This window comes from Actinomycetospora sp. NBRC 106375, assembly GCF_030269665.1.
Lineage (GTDB): Bacteria > Actinomycetota > Actinomycetes > Mycobacteriales > Pseudonocardiaceae > Actinomycetospora.
Map to the genome: position 1 here is coordinate 84,530 of NZ_BSTS01000005.1, position 19,935 is coordinate 104,464.

16 protein-coding genes are annotated in these 19,935 nt (G+C 77.0%); 9 read left to right on the forward strand and 7 right to left on the reverse strand.

Going from position 1 to position 19,935, the window contains the following annotated elements; genetic code table 11:
• Nucleotides 1–2: 2 nt before the first annotated feature.
• The 6 genes from QSK03_RS10000 to QSK03_RS10025 all read left to right on the forward strand — a co-directional run bounded on the left by QSK03_RS10000 (nt 3) and on the right by QSK03_RS10025 (nt 9,059).
• Nucleotides 3–4,160 (forward strand): TIGR02680 family protein, encoded by a 4,158-nt coding sequence (locus QSK03_RS10000; RefSeq protein ID WP_285651117.1) that lies wholly within the window; start codon nt 3–5, stop codon nt 4,158–4,160.
• Nucleotides 4,157–5,662 (forward strand): TIGR02677 family protein, encoded by a 1,506-nt coding sequence (locus tag QSK03_RS10005; RefSeq protein ID WP_285651119.1) that lies wholly within the window; start codon nt 4,157–4,159, stop codon nt 5,660–5,662. Before QSK03_RS10000 ends, QSK03_RS10005 begins: the two co-directional genes overlap by 4 nt.
• A complete protein-coding gene (locus QSK03_RS10010) occupies nt 5,659–6,819 on the forward strand; it encodes a TIGR02678 family protein (protein WP_285651120.1) in 1,161 nt (386 codons plus the stop codon). The genes QSK03_RS10005 and QSK03_RS10010 overlap by 4 nt, the downstream gene beginning before the upstream one ends.
• Nucleotides 6,820–6,917: 98 nt before the next feature.
• Nucleotides 6,918–7,310: an ArsR/SmtB family transcription factor gene (locus tag QSK03_RS10015; protein WP_352231969.1), complete on the forward strand. Its 393-nt coding sequence runs from the start codon at nt 6,918–6,920 to the stop codon at nt 7,308–7,310.
• Nucleotides 7,291–7,776 (forward strand): SRPBCC domain-containing protein, encoded by a 486-nt coding sequence (locus tag QSK03_RS10020; protein ID WP_285651122.1) that lies wholly within the window; start codon nt 7,291–7,293, stop codon nt 7,774–7,776. The genes QSK03_RS10015 and QSK03_RS10020 overlap by 20 nt, the downstream gene beginning before the upstream one ends.
• A gap of 11 nt (nt 7,777–7,787) precedes the next feature.
• Complete coding sequence (locus tag QSK03_RS10025; protein WP_285651124.1) at nt 7,788–9,059, forward strand: DUF2399 domain-containing protein; 1,272 nt, start codon at nt 7,788–7,790, stop codon at nt 9,057–9,059.
• Here the strand turns inward: QSK03_RS10025 and QSK03_RS10030 are convergent.
• Both QSK03_RS10030 and QSK03_RS10035 read right to left on the reverse strand, forming a co-directional pair.
• Nucleotides 9,032–9,799 (reverse strand): EI24 domain-containing protein, encoded by a 768-nt coding sequence (locus tag QSK03_RS10030; RefSeq protein ID WP_285651125.1) that lies wholly within the window; start codon nt 9,797–9,799, stop codon nt 9,032–9,034. The two genes, QSK03_RS10025 and QSK03_RS10030, sit on opposite strands and share 28 nt — an antisense overlap.
• A gap of 17 nt (nt 9,800–9,816) precedes the next feature.
• Nucleotides 9,817–10,686: a LysR family transcriptional regulator gene (locus tag QSK03_RS10035; RefSeq protein WP_285651127.1), complete on the reverse strand. Its 870-nt coding sequence runs from the start codon at nt 10,684–10,686 to the stop codon at nt 9,817–9,819.
• Between the two features lie 70 nt (nt 10,687–10,756).
• Between QSK03_RS10035 and QSK03_RS10040 the strand changes: the two genes are divergently transcribed.
• A complete protein-coding gene (locus QSK03_RS10040) occupies nt 10,757–11,110 on the forward strand; it encodes a nuclear transport factor 2 family protein (RefSeq protein WP_285651129.1) in 354 nt (117 codons plus the stop codon).
• A 64-nt stretch (nt 11,111–11,174) separates the two neighbouring features.
• Nucleotides 11,175–12,059: an ABC transporter substrate-binding protein gene (locus tag QSK03_RS10045; protein WP_285651130.1), complete on the forward strand. Its 885-nt coding sequence runs from the start codon at nt 11,175–11,177 to the stop codon at nt 12,057–12,059.
• Here QSK03_RS10045 and QSK03_RS10050 read toward each other — a convergent pair.
• The 5 genes from QSK03_RS10050 to QSK03_RS10070 form a co-directional block, all read right to left on the reverse strand.
• The gene (locus QSK03_RS10050; protein WP_285651131.1) at nt 12,043–12,621 is read right to left on the reverse strand and encodes a TetR/AcrR family transcriptional regulator; all 579 of its coding nucleotides are present in this window, start codon (nt 12,619–12,621) and stop codon (nt 12,043–12,045) included. The two genes, QSK03_RS10045 and QSK03_RS10050, sit on opposite strands and share 17 nt — an antisense overlap.
• Nucleotides 12,618–13,028 carry a VOC family protein gene (locus tag QSK03_RS10055; protein ID WP_285651133.1) on the reverse strand — a complete coding sequence of 137 codons (411 nt, stop codon included), beginning with the start codon at nt 13,026–13,028 and terminating at the stop codon, nt 12,618–12,620. Before QSK03_RS10055 ends, QSK03_RS10050 begins: the two co-directional genes overlap by 4 nt.
• A gap of 66 nt (nt 13,029–13,094) precedes the next feature.
• Nucleotides 13,095–13,556, reverse strand: a complete 462-nt coding sequence (soxR, locus tag QSK03_RS10060; protein WP_285651134.1) for a redox-sensitive transcriptional activator SoxR — start codon at nt 13,554–13,556, stop codon at nt 13,095–13,097.
• A gap of 18 nt (nt 13,557–13,574) precedes the next feature.
• Nucleotides 13,575–14,009 carry a hypothetical protein gene (locus tag QSK03_RS10065; RefSeq protein ID WP_285651136.1) on the reverse strand — a complete coding sequence of 145 codons (435 nt, stop codon included), beginning with the start codon at nt 14,007–14,009 and terminating at the stop codon, nt 13,575–13,577.
• Between the two features lie 14 nt (nt 14,010–14,023).
• Nucleotides 14,024–15,205 (reverse strand): DUF2786 domain-containing protein, encoded by a 1,182-nt coding sequence (locus QSK03_RS10070; protein ID WP_285651137.1) that lies wholly within the window; start codon nt 15,203–15,205, stop codon nt 14,024–14,026.
• A gap of 176 nt (nt 15,206–15,381) precedes the next feature.
• Between QSK03_RS10070 and QSK03_RS10075 the strand changes: the two genes are divergently transcribed.
• A complete protein-coding gene (locus QSK03_RS10075) occupies nt 15,382–19,926 on the forward strand; it encodes a PDDEXK-like endonuclease domain-containing protein (protein ID WP_285651138.1) in 4,545 nt (1,514 codons plus the stop codon).
• Nucleotides 19,927–19,935 lie beyond the last annotated feature (9 nt).

Here is a 19,935-nt window from a genome sequence, read left to right on the forward strand (position 1 = left end):
GGGTGCCTGCCGAGGATCAACAGCGCTGGAAGCCCTCCCGCGCCGGCATCCTGAACGTCTACCAGTACCAGGACGAGGTGCTGGACTTCGCCGACGGACGGCTGCTGCTGCGCGGGGTCAACGGCTCGGGCAAGTCGACGGCGATGAACATGCTGCTGCCGTTCCTGCTCGAGGCCGACGTCCGCAAGATCGACGCGGCGGGCGAGCAGCGGGGTGTGCTGCGCAGCTGGATGCTCTCGGACAACGACGACACCCAGCGCACGGGCTACCTGTGGATCGAGTTCACGCGCAGCCAGAAGGACGGGCAGAGCGAGTACCGCACCGTCGGCTGCGGCATCCGCGCCAACCGCAGCACCGACCGCGTCACGGTGTGGTGGTTCTCCACCGACCGCCGGGTGCGGATCGACCTGCGCCTCACCGAGGCCCACGTGCCGTTCTCGATCGACGTGCTGCGCTCGGAGCTCGGGACCCGCGGACAGGTGTTCACCTCGACCGCCGAGTACCGCGCCGAGATCGCTCGGCGGTTCTTCGGCGGCGTCGACCCCGGGTCGTACTTCCGGCTGCTGCACCAGGTCCGCAACCCGCGCGTCGGCGACCGCATCGACACCGACCTCCCCCGCACGCTGCGCGAGGCCCTGCCGCCGGTACCCGAGGACGCGGTGCACGACGCCGCCCAGCCGCTCGAGGACCTCGAGGACCACCGCCGCAACGTCACCGACCTCACGCGCACCGCCGAGGCGCTCGACTCCGTCGTCGAGGTCTACACCGACTACGCCCGCCGCGTGCTGATGACCGAGGTCGAGGCCGCGGGCTCCGCGGTCGACGTGGCGCGCACCGCCGCCCGCCGGCTGGACCGCGACCGGGCCGCGGCGGAACGCGCACGGACCGCCCAGGCCGCGGCGGTCCGCGACGTCGACGAGCTCGCCGCCGAGGAGCGGCGCGCGACCGCCGAGCGTCAGGGACTGGTCAGCCTGCCCGAGTTCACCGCGCACGCGGAGCTCCTACGGCGGCGCGACGAGCTCGCCCGGGCCGACACCCAGGCCCGCGGCCGCGAGGCCGACCGGGACCGGGCCGCCGAGCGCACCCGCGCCGCGGCGTCACGCGTGGCCGGGGCGCGGGGACAGGTCGAGTCCGACCTCGCCGGGGTCAGCGAGCAGCTGGCGGCGGTCGCGACCGCGGCCCGGACGGCCTCGGCGACGGCGGTCGTCACCCGGCTGCCCGATGCGCCGTCGCTGCTCACCGAGCCACGCCGGGACGAGGGCGGGCAGACCACCGTCGACGCTCCGCCGGACCCCGACGCCGCGGACCCGACCGCCGACCTGCCCGGGGCCCTCACCGGGATCGGCGACGCCCTGCGGACCCACCGCACCACCGTGCGCGGCCTGCGCGAACGCGCCGTCGCCGGCGACCGGGAGACGACCGCCGCGCAGCGCGCCGAGGCGGAGGCGGCCGACGCCCGCGGACGGGCCGGGGAAGCCGCGGAGCAGGCCGACGCCGCCCGCCGCGCGGCCCGCTCGGCCGCGGACGAGCACCGCGCCGCCGTGGGGACGTGGGCCGACCGGTTCCAGGCGCACGTCGCCGCCGTCCCCGCCGCCGAGCCGGACGGCTCCGCGGGCTGGTTGTCGCTGCCGGAGGGCGACGACGACCACCGCGACCACGGTGGCGACGACGACCGCGACCACCCCGACGACGACCTGCGCGCCGCCGCCGACCGTGCCGTCCGCGCCGCCCGCACGCGGGCCGACGCCGCGTCCGCCGCGCTGGCCGACGCGCGGTCGCGGGCCGGCACCCGCGCCGAGACGGTGGAGGCCGAGCTCACCGAGCTGCGCGCCGAGCACGCCCGGGTCGAGGCCGCGGCGGAGCTCCCGCTCCCGCGCGCCCCGTGGCGGCGCGACACGCACGTCGAGGACGCCGCGCTGTTCGCCGCGGTGGTCGACTTCCGCCCCGACCTCGACGACGGCGCCCGCGCCGGGCTCGAGGCCGCGCTGGAGGCGTCCGGCCTGCTCACCGCCCACGTGCGCGACGACGGGACGGTCCGGGGTGGCGACGGCGAGCTGCTGGTGGCGCCGACCGACGCCGCGGGTCCCGACGACGGCCTGGGTCGGTGGCTCGCCCCGGCCGACACCGGCGCGGTCCCCCCGGACGTCGTCACGCGGGTCCTCGCGGCGGTGGGGACGGCCCCCGGACCCGGGCTCTGGGTCACCGACGACGGGTCGTTCGGCGCCGGACCGCTGCGGGGTCGGCACCGCAAGGACGCCGCCGAGCACGTCGGCGCCGGGGCCCGCGCCCAGGCCCGCGAGCGGCGTCTCGCCGAGCTCGCCGCGCGGGCGGCGGACACCGAGGAGCGTCTGGACGCCGCACGCGCGGTGCTCGCCGCCCTCGACGAGCACGCCGACACCCTGCGGTCCCTCGTCCGCGAGCTGCCCCCGACCCGCCCCGTCGACGACGCCGTCGCCGCGGCCACCGGCGCCGTCCGCTACGCCGAGGAGGCCCAGGGCCGGGCCGCCCAGCAGGCGTCGGCGGCGGACGAGGCCCGGCGCCGCGCCGACGACGCCTGGGCCCGACTCCAGCAGGAGGCCGGTGACGCCGGGCTGCCGACCGACCCGTCGCGGCTCGAGGAGCTGGGCGAGGCCGTCGGCGACGCCGAGCGCGCGCTCGCGGCCGTCGAGGCGGCCCGGGAGCGGACCCACCGCAGCGTCGGGGCGTGGCTGGAAGCGATCACCGCGTGGGAGCGGGACGGCGCCGACCACGCCGCCGCCCTCGCCGCGCACCGGGCCGCCGACGACCACGCCGGGTCGGTGCGCACCGAGCTGGGGACGATCGAGGCGTCCCTCGGCGAGGAGCCCGCGAAGGTGGCCGCCCGCGTCGCGGAGCTCGACGATCACCTGCGCGACATCGCCGACCGGCTGGAGACCGCGCGCGGGGCGAAGGAGTCGGCCGCGGTCGCGCTCGCCCAGGCCGACGGCCAGGTCGAGAGCGCGGTCGCGGCGGCGGCCGAGCGCGAGGCCGCCGTCAAGGTCGCGCGCCGGCGTCTCGCCGACGTCGTCGAGACCCCCGGGCTGCTCCCCGCCGCGGAGCGGCGCGTCGATGCCGCCGCCGAACAGGGTGAGGGCGAGCCGGACCCCGTCCCCGCATCCGCCGACACCCTCGAGGGCGCCCAGGAGCTGGTCGCGGCCCTGCGCGAGCGCCTCCCCGCGCCCCGGAACAACGTCAGCGAGGACGCGCTGGAGAAGGCCCTGCGCACCGCGCGGGACGCGCTGGGCGGCGGCGGTCGGGACATCGAGAGCCGGCGCACGGCCGACGGGATGCCGATGGCGGTGTTCATCACCAGCGGGTCGCGGGCGACGCTGCCGCAGATGGTGCTGCGCGTCGCCGTCCAGAAGCGTCAGGCCGAGGGGCTCCTGTCGGCCCAGCAGGACCAGGCGCTGCGCAACCTGCTGCACGGCCGCATCGCCCGCGAGGTCGCCGACGCGCTGTTCGCCGCGCGGGAGCTGGTCGACCGCATGAACCGCATCCTGCGCGGGGTCACCTCGAGCCAGGGCATCGGCGTGAAGCTGCAGTGGCGCCCGCGCTCCGATCTCGACGCCGACACCGCGACCGCGCTGGAGCTGCTCGGCACCCACCCCGACCTGCGCAAGCCGGAGGACGACGACCGGGTCCGGGAGGCGGTGAAGGGTCTCGTCGAGCAGGCCCGGGCCGAGAACCCCGAGGCGTCCTACCGCACCGTCATCGGCGAGATCCTCGACTACCGGACCTGGCACGAGATGCGGATCTACCTGCGCCGCCCGGGACGCTCCGACGAGCTGCTCACCCGTCGCACCACGCTGTCCGAGGGCGAGAAGAAGCTGGTCACGGTGCTGCCGATGGCCTCGGCCGCCGCCGCGAGCGCCGCGGCGCACGACCCGCACGGCGTCGGCGCGCCGCGCCTCGTGCTGCTCGACGACGCCTTCGCCAAGGTGTCCGAGGACAACCACGCGAAGCTCTTCGGCCTGCTCGTGGACCTCGACGTGGACTTCGTCGTCACGTCCGAGCGGCTGTGGGGCACGCACCCGAACGTCCCCGCGCTCGCGATCACCGAGGTCCTGCGCGACCCCGAGCTGCGCGCGATCGCGCTCGTCCACTACCGCTGGGACGGGTCCGCGCTGGCGGTGTCGGCGTGACGGAAACGGGAGACGCAGCGGAGCGGAGCTCGACCCCTCGGGAGGGCGTCCGCACCTCGGTCTTCGCCTACGTCACCGAGTCGCCGGACTACCGCGCGATCCTCGCCGTGTTCGCCGGGACGTTCTTCGCCGAGCTGACGCCCGCCGACGTCACCGCGCGGCTGGCCGAGGCCGGCACGGCGATCGACGAGCAGACCGTGACGCTGCGCCTGGAACAGCTGCGGGTCTGGGGGAACCTCGAGGTCTCGGCGTCGGTGGGGCAGGTCGGCACGGTCGAGGACTACTACCGGCGCCGCAACCGCTACCTGATCACCCGCGTCGGGCAGGAGGTCCACGACGTCGTCGAGGGCGTGCTCGCCCAGGTCGACGACGTGCGGGACGTGTCGCTGGGGCGGTTGGAGCAGCTGCGGGTGGGGCTGGAGAACCTCGCGCGGCTCGACGCCGCGACCGCGCCGCCCGATCGCCTCGCTGAGTCCGTCCGTGCCGTGTTCGACCCGCACGTCGCGTTCTCCGCCGAGATCACGCAGTTCTTCGCGGCGATCAACCAGTGGCAGTCGCGGTTCGACCTCGACGCCGACGAGTTCGCGTTCTTCTCCGAGGTCCTCGTCGGCTACGTCGGCGAGCGGCTCGAGACGCTGCGCCGCGCGGCGCGGCCGATCGCCGCGCTCCTCGAGACGGTGGGCCCCCGCGTCGCGACGATCGTCGACCGCGCCGCGGACGGCCTCGCCGCGCGGGTCGCGGCGGCCGGGCTCTCGGCGGTGCGGGTGCGCCGCGAGCCGGGGGCGGCGGTCGCGGACTGGGAGAACCTGGCGTCGTGGTTCGTCTCCTCTCCGGGCCGGCCGTCGCGGGTCCAGACACTGGAGCGCGACGCGGTCGACGCCGTCCGGACCCTGACCCAGAACCTCACGCGGCTCTCGCGCACCGGCACCGCCGGGTCGTCGCGGCGCGTCGACTTCCTGCGGCTCGCGATGTTCTTCGGACGGTCCGACGCCGCGCGGGCCCACGAGCTGGCGGCGGCCGCGTTCGGTCTCCACGGCGCCCGGCACCTCGGGGTGGCCGGGGGCGACGACACCGACCCGGTCTCGTCGTCGATCTCGTGGTGGGACGCGCCGGTCGCCCCGGTGCCCGTGTCGCTGCGCGAGCGCGGTGACACGACCAGCCGGGGCCGGACCTCGCGGGTCGCCGACCGCAGCCAGGAGCGTCGCCACCTGCTCGCCCGGCGGGCCGAGGTCGAGAAACGGGCGGCGGCGGCCCGCGCGGAGCTGCTGGAGGCGGGCGCCGCCGCGTTCGCCGACCGGCTCTCCGAGCCCGCCCTGCGCGAGCTGCAGCGGGTCCTGACCCGCGCCGTCGCCGACCTCGGCCCGGCCGCGGCGTCCGGGTCGGTGGCGCTCGACGGCGTCCGGTGCGTGGTGACGCGGACGCCCGGGGAGACGACCACGGTGCCGACGCACGGCGGGTCGCTGCGGCTGGAGGGGCTGGCGCTGACGGTGGAGCCCGCGTGACCGCACCGCGGACCGACCCGCAGCGCGACACCGAGCTCGTCGTCGCCACCCGGGCGCTGCTCGCCCGGCCGTGGCGCACCGTCGAGTCCGACCCGGACCTGCTCGCGATCATCCGCCGGCACGCGGACGCGCTCGACGCCTGGTTCTCCACCGAGCTGACCTACCGGCTCGTCGTCACCGCCGACACCGCGCGCCTGGTGAAGACCGGCCACGTGCCGACCGACCGGCCGCTGCGCACCGTCTCGACGTCCCCGCGGGCGTTCACGTCGGCGGAGTACACCGCGCTCGCCCTGGTGCTCGCCGCGACGACGAGCGGCCCCGACCGGACGAGCCTGCGGGACCTGGTCAACGCCGTGCACTCCGCGGCGGCCGAGGCGGGCGTCGTCCAGGACACCGATCCCGCGTCCCGGCGGGCCCTGGTAACGGCCCTGCGGTGGCTGATCGCGCAGGGGATGCTGCGCGAGCTCGACCGCGGGGTCGCGAGCTACGAGCACGACGCCGACGCCGACGCGCTGCTCGAGGTGCGCCAGGACCGGATGGCGCTGCTGCCGACGGCGGCGCTGATGGGGGCCGAGACGGCGGACGAGCTGGTCGAGCGTGCCGGCGAGCGGGGGTCGGCCACGACGACGGTGCGGCGCCGGCTGGTCGAGGACCCCGTGGTCCTGGCCGAGGATCTCGAGCCGGCGCGGTTCGCCGAGCTGCGCCGTCGGGCCGCCGACGAGGCCCGGCGGATCGAGGCGCGGACCGGGCTCGTGCTCGAGGCGCGGGCCGAGGGCGTCGCGGCGCTCGACGTCGACGGCGGGTGCTCCGACACGGCGTTCCCCGGCAGCGGCACGGTGGCGCACGCGGCGTTGCTGCTGGTCAGCGAGCTGATCTACCAGTTCCGGCCCGCGGAGGACCCGGAGCCGATCGCCTGGCCGTCGGTGCGCGAGGTGCTGGGCGAGCTGGTCGGCGAGTACGGGCGGTACTGGTCGAAGGCCGCGATCGGCGACCCCGAGCGGTTCTCCCTCGACGTGGTGGGGCTGCTCGAGTCCATGCGCCTGGTGGTGCGCGAGGCGTCCGGCGCCGTGCGCGTGCTGCCGGCGGCCGCCCGCTACGTCCCGGCGGTCACCGTCGCCGAGGGCGACGAGGAGGACGAGCAGCCGACGTTGCTCTGAGGGTTTGTCAGCGAAGTGCCGTCGCAGACGCTCAGCGTCCGTATCGGGACTTCGATCACCCGACATGTAGCTGGACGGTTAATGAAGCCTCTGGTTACATGTCGGGGGTGTTCCCCGCCGAGGCGCTCGCCGACCCGGTCCGCCGGGCCATCGTCGAGCGTCTCGCGGACGGCGAGATCGGGGCCGGCGAGATCGCCGAGGCGTTCCCCATCAGCCGGCCGGCGATCAGCCGCCACCTGCGGGTGCTGCGCGAGTCCGGGCTCGTGACGTCGCGGGTCGCGGGTCAGCACCGCATCTACGCCCTCGACCGCCGCCCGCTGGCCGAGCTCGACGCCTGGCTGGAGAGCTTCAGGCCGCTGCCGGTCCCCGGTCCCGCGCGCCGGCTCGACGCCCTCGACACCGAGATCCGCCGCGGGCGCCGCGCCCGCCGCGCCACCGAGAACCCCGAGAACCCCGACCAGGGAGACGACCGTGCCGACACCGCCGGCTGAGACCCGCACCGAACCCGACGGCGCCACGACGCTGGTCTGGCGCCGCCCATACCCCGACCCTGTCGAGGACGTCTGGGCCGCGATCACCGAGTCCGAGCGCCTCGGGCGCTGGATCGGGACGTGGACCGGCGAGCCCGGCGTCGGCCGGACCGTCGCCTTCACGATGACGGGCGAGGCGGACGCGGGCGGGGAGGTCGCCGAGCCCGTCGACGTGCTGATCACCGCCTGCGAGCCGCCCACCCGGCTCGCCGTCGAGTTCCCCGAGAACGAGGCGGACCGCGTCTGGCACCTCGACCTGCGCGTCGAGCCCGACGGCGACGGCGCGGTCCTCGTCTTCGCGCAGTCGCTGCCCGAGGGCCTGAGCGCGTCGGACCTCGACGCCGGCTGGCGCTGGTACCTCGACCGCCTCGCCGCCGCCCTGGCCGGCACCCCGATGCCCGACTGGTCGGCGTACGAGCCCGCGTGACGAGGCACGGCGTGTCTGAGCCTGGCGTCCACGCTGACACCGGACGTCAGGAAAGCCACCAGCTCGCGGCCGGCGCCACGGTCCCGCCCGTCCTCCTCGACGCCACGTTCGACCCGCTGTGGCGCCAGATCGCCGCCGCGCTCGATCGGCGCGGCCTGGCCGACCGGCGGCCGGTCGCGCTCCCGCGCGGCCTCGACGCGCGGGTCCACGCGCGTCTCGGCGAGATCCTCGGACACCGCTTCCCCACGACACGTCACCGTCTCGATCTCGCGGCCCTGGACGGGGGTCTGGCCGCCCACGGCACGGACCTCCTCGCCGTGCTCGCCGCCGCGGGCCACAGCCCAGCGGGACGCAAGGAGGCCCGCGAGGACGACCGTGCCCGTCGCGACGACCGCGACGTGGTGCTGCGCGACGACGCCCGCGCGCGACTGGGTCCGGAGCCGTGGGTGGACGCGTGGGCGCTGTCCGTGCGGCGCTGGGTGCCCGACGCCGAGCAGGCGCGCCGCGCGGTGGACGTCGTGGCCCGCGTCCTGGAGCAGGCGGATCGCCGCCGGAGCCGCGGCGAGATCGCCGCCCGCGTACTCGGGTCCGCGCACGGCCTCGACCGTGGCACCGTCGAGCGCCGCTGGGTGCGGGCGGCGCTGGCACACCGGGCGGGCGACGCGCAGCGCGACGACGCCGACCTCTGGACCGCCGCGGGCCTCCCCGGCGACGTCGTCTCCGCGCCGACCCTGACCTGGCACCTGCCGCTGCTCGGTGACGGCGTCGCGGCGGGCGTCCGGGCGATGACCGCCGCCGGTGCCCCCGCACCGCTGACCACCCTGACCGTGCGCGATCTGGAGGTCGCCGTGCCGCCCGGGTGCGTGGTGCTGTCGGTGGAGAACCCCCGCCTGCTCGAGGCGGCGGCGCAGCAGCGTCTCGCGGCCCCGCTGGTCTGCACGGCCGGTGAGCCGACCGGCGGTGCGCTCGCGCTGCTCGAGGCCCTGCGGGCGGCCGGCGCCGTCGTCCGCCACCACGGGGACATCGACGCCGGCGGCCTGCGCATCACGTCGCGGCTGCACGACCGGGGCATCGAGCCGTGGCGGATGACCGCCGACGAGTACCGCACCAACGTCGCGCACGCCGACGTCGAGCTCCCGACCGTCGACCGGGACGCCGTGCCGCCGACGCCCTGGGACCCGGAGCTGCAGCGCGCGGTGCGGGAGGCGGGACTGGCGGTCGAGCAGGAGCGGGTGATGGACGACCTGCTCGCCGCTCACGTCCTCGAGGCGGGGCGCTCCTGACCCGTCGGCTCGCCCCGCAGCGCGCGGGCGAGCAGCGTCGCGGCGGCCGAGCCGGCGGGGACGGCGATGATCGCGACGAACGGGATCGCGGCGAGCAGGTAGGTCGGGATGCCGACACCCCACGTCAGCAGTCGCCGCGTGCGCAGCAGCCGCCGGCGGTCGCCGAAGTCCAGGCCGCGGCGCTGCAGGGCGGGCGCGGCGAGCTCGATCATCAGCAGCCGCCCGCCGACGAGCGCGGCGCACACCGGCGCCAGCACCGGACCGACGACCGGGATGAGCCCGAGCAGGAACAACGGGATCGCCGCGAGCACCGAGAGCCCGACGAGCACCAGGCCGTCGCGGGCGCCGCGGGCGATCGAGCGCGCCCACGAGGGCTCCGTCGTGGCCGGGACGGGGCCGACCTGCTCGTCGACGGTCTCGGCGAGCTTCTCGTAGAACGGCCCGCCGACGGCGAGTGTGACCGCGACGAACGTGACCACGGCGACCGCCCCGGCGGCCCCGAGGAGCGCCGCGCCGGCCGCGACCCGCGCGATCGTGCGCGCCGTCCCCGACCACCCGTCGGCGAACGGGGTGAGTCCGGACGTGAGCTCCGGGAGCCACGCCACGAGCGCCACGATCCCCGCGACGTAGAAGATCGAGACGATCAGCGCCGGGATCGCGCCGAGCAGGAGCAGGCGCGGCGTGCGGAACACCGTCGCGGCGCCGCGGACGAAGAGCCGTACCCCGAGCAGGAGGTCCACCTGTCCGATTCTCGCGGTCAGGGGATCCAGTCACGAGCCCGGGCGAGCAGGGCGCGGGCGGCGGGGCTCAGGGGCGTGTCGCGGCGGCGGGCGAGGTCGATCCGCGCCCGCACCTCGGGGGTCAGGGATGCCGCGCGCACGTCGTCGCGGCCCACGACGGCCGGCGCCGGGACCACGGCCACGCCGAGCCCCTGACGGGCGAGGTCCACCAGCACGGCCGGCGAGCCCGCCTCGAGGGCCGGGCGCAGCGTCACCCCGGCGTCGGCGGCCGCGCGGTCGAGCGCCGCCCGCACCCCGGCACCGACCGGCAGGGCGATCACCGGGTGCTCGGTCAGCTCGGCGGCCGTGACCGTGTCGCCGAGCGGGGAGTCCACCGGCAGCGCGGCGACCAGGGGGACGTCGAGGACGACGTCGACGTCGAGGTCGGGCGGTGCCTCGCTGTCGCGGCCCACCCAGGCGAGGTCGAGGTCGTGGCTGCGCAGGCCGTCGAGCAGCGCGTCCGTGGCGGCCTCGACCAGGCGGATCTCGACGCCGGGGTGGGTGCGGTGGAAGTCGCCGAGCAGGCCGGGCAGGTCGACGACGCCGCCGCCGCGCACCATGCCCACCGAGACCCGGCCGCGGACGAGGCCCGCCAGGTCGTCGGCGGTGTCGCGCACCGCGGCCACGGCGGCGAGCGCGGCCCGGGCGTGCGGCAGGACCGCCTCCCCCGCCGGCGTCAGCCGCACCCCGCGCGCCGACCGGTCGAACAGCACCTGCCCCAGCTCGCGCTCCAGCCGCGCGATCTGGGCGCTGATCCCGGGCTGGGCGACGTGCTCCCGCGTCGCCGCCCGCGTGAAGCCGCCCTCCTCGGCGACCGCGACGAGGTAGCGCAGCTGGTGCAGCTCCATCACCGGAGCTTATCGGAGGAACCATCGACAGCTCTTGGACTTCTGGATCGCCGCGACCGACGCTGGAGCCATGACCGAGAACAGGACCCCCGCCGAGACCATGACCGCCTACTTCGACGCCTGGCGCCGCCAGGACGCCGAGTCGCTGCGCGACGTCCTCTCCGACAACGTCGTCTTCGACGGCCCGATGGGCCACGTCGAGGGCGTCGACGACAACGTGAAGGCCCTGCACGGCCTGCTGGGCATCGTCATCGCCGTCGACGTCAAGCACGTCTTCGTCGACGGGCCCGAGGTCTGCACCGTCTACGACCTGCACACCATCGAGACCGACGCGCCGCTGCTCACCGTCAACTGGGCCCACGTCGCCGACGGCCGCGCCCGCACCATCCGCGCCGTCTTCGACCCCCGCCCGCTGGTGGGCTGACCGGCGGTACGTGAGCAGTTGGCGCTCCTATGAGGGCGCCAACTGCTCACATAGGGTCGGGGACGTGCGGATCGCGTCGCTGCTGCCCGCGGCCACGGAGATCGTCGGGGCGCTGGGACTGGCCGACGATCTCGTGGCCGTGACGTTCGAGTGCGACGAGCCCGCCGGCATCCGCGAGCGGCGGCCCGTCGTCGTCGACACCGCGCTGCCGGCGGGCCTGACGCCCGGGGAGATCGACGCGATCGTCCGCGACCGCGCCGCGCGGGGCCTGCCGCAGTACGAGCTCGACCGCGAGGGGCTGCGGACCGCCGCGCCCGACCTGGTGTTGACCCAGGACCTGTGCCGGGTGTGCGCGCTGCCCGAGGCGACGGTGTCCGAGGCGCTCGGCGAGCTCGATCTCGACGCGCGCGTGCTCACCGTCGACCCCCACACCCTCGACGAGGTGCTCGCGGCCGTCGCCACCGTCGCCGACGCCGCCGGCGCGCCCGAGGCCGGCGCACGCCTCACCCTCGACCTGCAGCGACGTCTGCGCGCGGTCGACGAGGCCCTGACCGGGCGACCCCGACCTCGCGTCCTCGCCCTCGAATGGGTCGACCCGCCGTTCCTGCCCGGCCACTGGGTGCCGGCGATGGTGCGCCGAGCGGGCGCCGAGCCGCTGGCCGGCATCGACGGCGGGCGCAGCGTCGCGACGACGTGGGACGAGGCGCGCGCCCAGGAGCCCGACGTCGTGCTCGTCGCGCCGTGCGGGTTCGGGCTCGACGACGCGGTGGCCCAGGCGGCGGACGTGCGGACGCACCTCCCCGGCGTCCCGCTGGTCGCCGTCGACTCCGCCTCCTACGTCGTGCGCGCCGGCCCGCGGCTGGTCGACGGGATCGAGGCGATCGCCCACGCCCTGCACCCCGACGCGGTGCCGGCCCCGCCGCCGGGCCGGGTCACACGCCTCGCGTGATCAGCTCCGCCAGCTGACCGGCCACCTCGCCGGCCTCGGCCGGATCGCCCAGCGCCTCCGGCAACGTCAGCTGGTCGAGGATCAGCCCCTCCATCGCGTGGTGCAGCAGCGCCACGGCCCGGCGACCGCCCGGCGCCCCGGCCTGCTCGTGGACCGCGACGTCCTGCTCGAAGCGCGCGCGGACCGTGGCGGTCAGCGAGGCGCGCAGCGCGGGGCGCCGGGTGGCCTCGAGTCGCAGCTCCAGGAGCGCGACGTAGACCTCGCGGCGCTCCAGGACGCGGGAGAGCATCCGCCGCATCACCGCGGGCGCCGGCGCACCCGCGAGCGCCGCATCCAGCTTCTCCTCCCCCGGCTCGAGGCGCGCGTGGATGCGTTCGCCCAGCTCGGCGAGCAGGGCGTCGCGGTCGGTGAAGTAGTTGGTCGCCGTGCCGGTCGCCACCGCGGCCCGCGCGTCGACCGCCCGGAACGTCAGCCCCCGCGCCCCCTGCTCGGCGAGCACGGCGAGCCCGGCGTCGAGCAGCTGGTCGCGGCGCGCGGGATTGCGGGGGGCGCGCGGGCTCACCCGGCGGCCTGGGCAGCGAGCCACGCCGGGTCGGGGGCCGTGACCTGCACGATCTCGATCCCGGTGCCGGCCGGGTCGCGGACGAGGAAGCGCCGCTGACCCCACGGCTCGGCGCGCGGCGGGACGTCGACGGGCACCCCGAGGTCGCGCAGGCGCGCGTGCTCGGCGTCGACGTCGTCGACCAGGAACGCGAACACCACGCCCCGCACCGGGCCGGCGAGGTCCTCGCCGAGGGCGTGGTCGCGGTGGACGACGCACACCTCGAGGTCGTCGTGCCCGAGCTGGCGCAGGCTCACGAACCAGCCGATGTCCATCGCCACGGTGAAGCCCAGGACCTCGACGTAGAACGCGCGGACCGCGGCCACGTCCTCGGCGTGCACGCACATCCCGACGGTGCTGAAGTGCATGGGACCTCCTGACCACGTCACCTGTCGTGGTCAGAGATCAACCACGACGCATGACGTGGTCAAAGGTCAGCCGACGAGCCGGCGCGGGCCGGGCCCTTCCGCCCCGAAGCGGTCGCCCGGGTTCACGAGCGAGCACCGGTCGATCGACAGGCACCCGCACCCGATGCAGCCGGTGAAGTCGTCGCGCAGCTGCTGGAGGCGGTGGATGCGGTCGTCGAGCTCCTCGCGCCACTGCGCGGAGAGCCGTTCCCAGTCCTGGCGGGTGGGCGTGCGGCCGTCGGGCAGCGCGTCGAGCGCCGACCGGATCTCGGCGAGCGGGATGCCGACCCGCTGGGCGATGCGGATGAACGACAGCCGCCGCAGCACCTCGCGGCGGAACCGGCGCTGGTTGCCGGCCGTCCGGCGGCTGTGGATGAGGCCCTCGCGCTCGTAGAAGTGCAGGGCGGACACGGCGACCCCGCTGCGCTCGGCGACCTCGCCCACCGACAGCTCCTGACCGGGATGCGGGCGCACGTGCTGGTCGGTCATGCCGACGACGGTAGAAGCTCAACCATTGTCGAGGTCAAGGCCCGAGGCGGCGAGCATCCGCACCGCCGCCACCGCCGCCTCCTCGGTGCGCGCGCCCTCGTGCTCGGCCCACGAGGACACGGTGCCCCCCGCGGCCAGAGCGGCGGCGAGAGCGCCGTCGACGTCCCCCGGAACGACGTCCCCCGGAACGACGACCCCGGCCGTCACCGCGTCGCACGCGGCCAGCACCCGCTCACGCCGCCGGGCGAGGTGCTCGGCGAGCACGTGGCGCAGCTCGGTGAGCGCGGCGTCGTCGCCCTCGGCGAGATCGGCGGCGGCCCGGCGCAGCAGGGCCTGCAGCGACTCCGGCGGCAGACCGGGGTCGGTCGGCCGCGCCGCGGCCTCGGGTGCGTGGCCCCGCTTGGCGTCGCGGCGACGCTGCTTGGCGGCGCGTCGGTCGCGGTTGCCGGCCATCGCCCCATCCTCGCCTACCCCTCGGCGAGGGCGTCGCGGCCCGGGGTGAGGCTGGCGGCGTCCGCCGCGGCGCGCCCCGCCGTCCACCCCGCGCCGTTGCCGACGCTGAACCGGCGCCGCGTCAGCCGCGGGAACAGCTCGCCGACGGTGCGTTCGACGACCTCCGCCCGCGCCGCCAGCACCGGCAGCAGGGCCTCGCCGAGCTCCGCCCGGGCGTGCGCCTGCGCCTCGTGCGCCGCGGCGGTGAGCCGCTCGCCGATGCGGGTGGCGTAGGCGAGCAGGAAGGCGTGGCGGAACGAGCGCCGCCGCGCGCGGGGCACGGAGTCGTCGTCGGCCGCGAGCATCGCGCGGTCGGCCTGCACGAGCAGCGAGGTGACCAGCAGCTCGACGGTCGCGAGGTCGGCGGCGTGACCGACGACGGTGACCATGTCCAGCGCGCCGAGGCTGATCGCCCGGCACCGGTTGGCGGTCGCGACCTGGTGGACGAGGCTCGACTTCGCGCTCGCGTAGGGCGGGTCGAGCCAGAGCCGGCGGGCGGACGCGCGGGGCTCGGCGTCGACCGGCGCCCCCACCAGCGCCTGCTCCAGCGCATGGCGGCCCATGAGCTCCTGGGCCTTGGCCGAGAGCGCCTCGGCCTCCTCGGGGAACTCGGTGGACTCGGCCTTGGCGAGCAGCCCGCGCACCCGCGCGAGCACCCGGGCGTCGACCCCCTCCGGCGCGCGGGCCTCCTCGCCGAGCCACGGCAGCGCGGGCAGCGTGCGCATCAGGCCCACGAGGGCGACGCTCGCGGCGAGCGCGTCGTCGGGGACGAGCCCCCGCACGCTGCTCCACTGCGCCACCAGCGGTGCGTCGCGGGGCAGCGGCGTCCCCTCGAGGTCGGAGGGATTCCCCCGCGGTCGGCGGGCCGCCGCGGCCCCCAGCACGTCCACCGCCAGCACGACCCGGCCTGCGGTGAGCCGCCGGCGCACGACCTCGGTGACGTCGCGGGCGCCCCAGCCCCGCTCGTGGAGCACGTCGGCCGCGTCGAGCAGGGCGAGCTCCGCGCCGGCCAGCACCGTCCGCCCGGTGCCGTACCGCGCGCGCAGCACGCCCACGACCTGCTCCGGCCGGCTCCCCGACGCCGCCAGCCCCGTGAGGAACTTCGCCGCCGCGGCCGGATCGTCCGTCCCCGTCGTCGTCTCGGCACCCGCGTCCATCGGCCCCGCCTCCCGTCTCGCTCCGTCACGGGGTTCGACGGCGCCGACGCTCCCACGGTTCCATCGCCACTCCGGACGACGCCGCTCCCCTCTCCGTGACCGGCCACGCGTGATCGCCCCGGAACGGGATGCGATTCTGGACCGCCGCAGACGAACGGGCCGGAGGGAGCGTGGTCGTGCCGCAGGAGGCGCCCGCCGAGCGCCCCGAGAACGATCCGGCCCTGCGCGACCGGGTCCAGCGCCTGGTCGGGGTGCTGCGCCGGGTGGCGCTCGCCCGGGCCCGGCCGGTGCGGCACACCCGCCACCACGTCGGCGAGCTCGCCTTGGTCGACGTCGCCGACCAGGCGGCCGTGCGCCGCCCCCACGAGGCCGGCGACGAGGTCCTCCGCGCCCGGCCCGAGGGTCCGATGCGCGCGACGTTCGACGCGCTGTTCGACCTCATGCGGACCGCCGCCGACCAGCCCGAGGCCGTCGAGCTCGTCCTCGCCGGCGGGCTGCTCCACGCCCCCGGCCACGACGTGCGCGTCCCCCTGCTCACGCGCCCGGTGCGCATCGAGCACCGCGACGAGGCGATGGTCGTGACGCTGGCCGGCGACGCGTCCCGGTGGGAGGACGACGAGCTCCTCGCCGGCACCGGGATCGTCGACGACGCCGCGCCCCCCGAGAGCGCGGCGCCGACGTCACCGCTCGCCCCCGACCTCGTCGCCGTCCTCGCCGGCTGGGCCGACCGCCACCTGCGCATCCCGGCCCGCCGCGGCGACGACTGGATCGGCCCGACCGGGAGCGAGGCGGCCCTCGTGCCGGCGCCGGCCCTCGTCGCCCGCCGCCGCGGGGCCGCGGCCCTGCGCACGTTCTACGACGCGATGACGGCGGACCTCGCCGACCCGAGCAGACCGCTGCCGGTCGGCCTCGCCCAGCTCGTCGCCGCCATCGAACCGACCGACCGCGCGGCCTGGCTCGCCCGCGCCGGGCACGACGAGCCGCCCGTCACCGACCCGCTCTTCCCGCTGCCGGTCGGCGCGGCGCAGGGCCGCATCCTGTCGCGGCTGGGTCGCGACTCGGGCGTCGTCGTGGAGGGGCCGCCGGGCACCGGCAAGACCCACACGATCGCGAACCTGCTGTCCGCGCTGCTCGCCGAGGGCCGCCGCGTGCTCGTCACCAGCGAGAAGGCGCAGGCCCTGCGCGTGCTGCGGGACAAGCTGCCCGCCGAGATGCGCGACCTGTGCATCTCGCTGGCGGAGGGCGACGACGAGCCCGGCGTCGGGGCGGGCATCGCCGGCCTCGCCGCGCGCAGCACCGAGTTCGACCCCGACGACGCCGAGCGCACCATCGCCGACCTCACCGAGCGCCGCGACGGGCTGCTCGCCGAGCGCGACGCCGCGCTCGACGCGCTCGTCGCGGACCGCGCGGCCGAGACGGCCGTGCAGCGCGACCTCGGCCCGGGGATGACGGGGACGCGCGCCGAGATCGCCCGCCGGGTGCGCGACGCCCACGACCGCGACGGCTGGCTCACCGACGTCGTCGACCCCGACGCGGACCTGCCCGCCACCCCACCGCTCGACGCGGGCGAGTTCGCCGAGCTGCGGACGCTGCTGGCCGGCGAGACCCCGGGCCGGCGGGCGCGGGCCGGCCAGCTGCTCCCGCCGCCGGTCGAGCTGCCGCCCGAGGAGCACATCGCGGAGCTCGCCGCCACCGTCCTGCGCGGGCTCGACGCGACCTCCGGCGACACCGGGGACCTGGTGGCCGCGCTGGGCCGGCTCCCGGCGGACGCGGCGGCGCACCTGCCCGCGGTCAGCCGCCGGGTCGCGGACGCCCTCGCCGACCTCGACGAGTCCGGCGACGAGACCCCGTGGGCCCGTGAGGTGACCGATGCCGTCCTGTCCGGGCGCGCCGGGCACCTCTGGAACCGCGCGACCGACGGGCTGCGCGACGTCGACGCGGTGCTCGAGCACGACCGCCGCGCCGGGTCCGCCCAGGTCCGCGTGGAGGACGGCGTCGACGTCGCCGCCGCCGCGCCGGCGTTCGAGCGCTTCGCGCAGTTCCTCGCCGACGGCGGGCAGACACGACGGATGTTCAAGCCCGACGAGCAGAAGGCGGTGGAGCCCCACCTGGCCGGGATCCGCCTGCACGGCGCCGAGCCGGCCACCGTCTCCGGCGCGGAGGCGATCGCCCGCCACCTGCGGATCCTCGAGATCACCGATCGGCTCTCCGAGGCCTTCGCCCCGCTCGGGCACCCACTGCGCCGCGCCGAGTACCGGGCCCTGCTCGTCGAGCAGGTGCTGGCGCTGCGTGCTGCGTGCCTGTCGGTCGGCCGGGTCCTGACCGCCGCGGTCGGCGTGCGGCGCCTGCTCGCGGCGCTGCCGCCCGACCAGCGCCCGCGGATCGACTCCCTCGCGCGGTTGCGGGTGTTCACGACGCTCACGCTCGACGTCGACGACACCCGCGCCGCCGACCTCGCGCGCGGCGAGCTCGACGAGGTGGTCGAGCGCCTGGAGAGCGGGGCGCCGCCCGACCGCCGCGCGCCCGAGCTCGTCGCCGTCCTGGAGACCCTGCGCCGCCGCGACGCCGACGGGTACGCCGAGGCCGTGCTCGGGGTGGAGTCCGCGCACGACGAGGCCCGTGCCCAGCGCCGCACCGACACCCTGTCCGCGCGGCTGGAGAAGGCGGCGCCGGGCGTGGTGTCGCTGCTCTACGCCCACGCCGGCGAGCAGTGGCCCGACCGTGAGGAACGGTTCGAGCAGGCCTGGGCGCACGCCCGGGCCGCGGCGCGGGTGCGCTCCTGGGCCGCCGCGGAGTCCGCTCCGGACCGTCTCGCCGACCTCGACGTCGAGCTCGCCCGCGCCACCGCCCGCCTGGCGGCGGCACGGGCGTGGCGGGCGTGCCTGACACGCGTCGGCGCCGAGCAGATGCGCGCGCTGCAGAGCCACCGCGCGTCGATCGCCGCGGTCGGGCGGGGCACCGGACGCCACGCCGACCGCTACCGGGCCGCGGCCCGCGAGGCCGTCGAGGTCGCCAGCGACGCCGTCCCGGCCTGGGTGATGCCGATCCGCGAGGTGCTCTCGGCCGTCGCGCCGCGGCCGGACGCGTTCGACGTCGTGATCGTCGACGAGGCCAGCCAGGCCGACCTGACGAGCCTGTTCCTGCTGTGGCTCGCGCCGCGGGTGATCGTGGTCGGCGACGACCGGCAGTGCACCCCGGCCGACGTCGGCGGCGGCTCGCTGGAGTCCGCCTTCGCCCGGCTCGAGCACGACCTGCCCGACGTGCCCTTCTACCTGCGCAGCCAGTTCACGCCGCGGGCCAGCGTGTTCTCGGTGTTCCGGGCGACGTTCGGCCCGCCGATCCGGCTCCGCGAGCACTTCCGGTCGATGCCCGAGATCGTCGGCTGGTCGTCGCGGGAGTTCTACAGCGGGCCGGGGGAGGGGGACGCACCCCTGGTCCCGCTGCGCCAGTTCGGCGCCGACCGCCTGCCGCCGCTGCGGGCGACGTTCGTGCCGGACGCGCAGGTCAGCGGCACGGGGTCGGGGCTGACGAACGACGCCGAGGCGTCCGCGCTCGTCGACGCCGTCGCTCGCTGCGCGGCCGACCCGGCGTACGCGGGCGCGACGTTCGGTGTCGTCGTGCTGCAGGGGCACGGGCAGGTCGAGCTGATCGAGAGCAAGCTGCGCGACCGTCTCGGCGTCGCCGTGTGGGAGGCGCGCCGGCTGCGGGTCGGCGTGCCCGCGGACTTCCAGGGCGACGAGCGCGACATCGTGTGGCTCTCGATGGTCGTCGCCCCCGGCCGGCGGCTCGTGGCGCTGACCGCGGAGCGCTTCCGACAGGGGTACAACGTCGCCGCCTCGCGCGCCCGCGACCAGTGCTGGCTGTTCCACTCGGTGCGCGCCGACGACCTCGCCGAGGCCGACCTGCGCCGCAAGCTGCTCGAGCACGTCACCGCCACCGAACCCGTCGGCTCCGCCGGCGCCCCGGAGAACCGCCCGGCGCCCGCCGAGGTCGACCGCGACCACCGGCACCCGGCGTTCGGGAGCCTGTTCGCGCAGCGGGTGTTCGCCGATCTCTCGGCGCTCGGGTTCGCGGTCGTCCCGCAGGTCGAGGTGCACGGGCGCACGCTCGACCTCGTCGTCACCGGCGCGAACGGGCGGCTCGCCGTGGTGTGCGACGGCGACGAGCAGCGCCGCCCGGCGACCCGCGCCGACGTCGAGGCCGAGCACGACCTGCGCCGGTGCGGCTGGCCGGTCGTGCGCGTCCCCGAGTCCCGCTACGTCGCCGACCCCGAGGGCGCGCTGACCCCGGTGCTCGACGCCGCCGCGGCCGCCGGGATCACGCCGTCGGCGCCGACCGGCCCGCTGGCCGTCGTCGAGACGGCGCCGGGACGGGGCGCCGAGTACCGGCCCCGCCGCGGACGTTCCGGGCGCGCGGTGCTCGGCGAGGCGGCGCCGGAGACGCACGAGGACCTCGAGGGCTTCATCGGGGACCTCGCCGCCCAGGGCTTCCCGCCCCCGCGCCGCGACGCCCGCGTGCACGACCCCCGCGGCGGCGGCGTGCTCGCGGACGCCGCGATCCTGTGGCCGACCGGCATCAGCCGCCGCGCCCTCGCCCCGCCCGTCGTCCTCGACCCCGACCTCGCCGAGCCCGCCCGCGACCGCCTGCAGGCGCTCGGCTACCAGGTGTTCACCTCGATCGCCGACGTCCGCGCCCACGTCGCCGCGGGGTCCGAGAGCTGAGCCGGTGTT

Excerpts from the sequence above, each read along its gene's own strand:
- QSK03_RS10015 (WP_352231969.1), top strand. The coding sequence starts at position 6,918 with ATGTCGGGGGTGTTCCCCGCCGAGGCGCTCGCCGACCCGGTCCGCCGG.
- QSK03_RS10040 (WP_285651129.1), top strand. The coding sequence starts at position 10,757 with ATGACCGAGAACAGGACCCCCGCCGAGACCATGACCGCCTACTTCGAC.
- soxR (WP_285651134.1), bottom strand. The coding sequence starts at position 13,556 with ATGACCGACCAGCACGTGCGCCCGCATCCCGGTCAGGAGCTGTCGGTG.
- QSK03_RS10035 (WP_285651127.1), bottom strand. The coding sequence starts at position 10,686 with ATGGAGCTGCACCAGCTGCGCTACCTCGTCGCGGTCGCCGAGGAGGGC.
- QSK03_RS10055 (WP_285651133.1), bottom strand. The coding sequence starts at position 13,028 with ATGCACTTCAGCACCGTCGGGATGTGCGTGCACGCCGAGGACGTGGCC.
- QSK03_RS10065 (WP_285651136.1), bottom strand. The coding sequence starts at position 14,009 with ATGGCCGGCAACCGCGACCGACGCGCCGCCAAGCAGCGTCGCCGCGAC.
- QSK03_RS10070 (WP_285651137.1), bottom strand. The coding sequence starts at position 15,205 with ATGGACGCGGGTGCCGAGACGACGACGGGGACGGACGATCCGGCCGCG.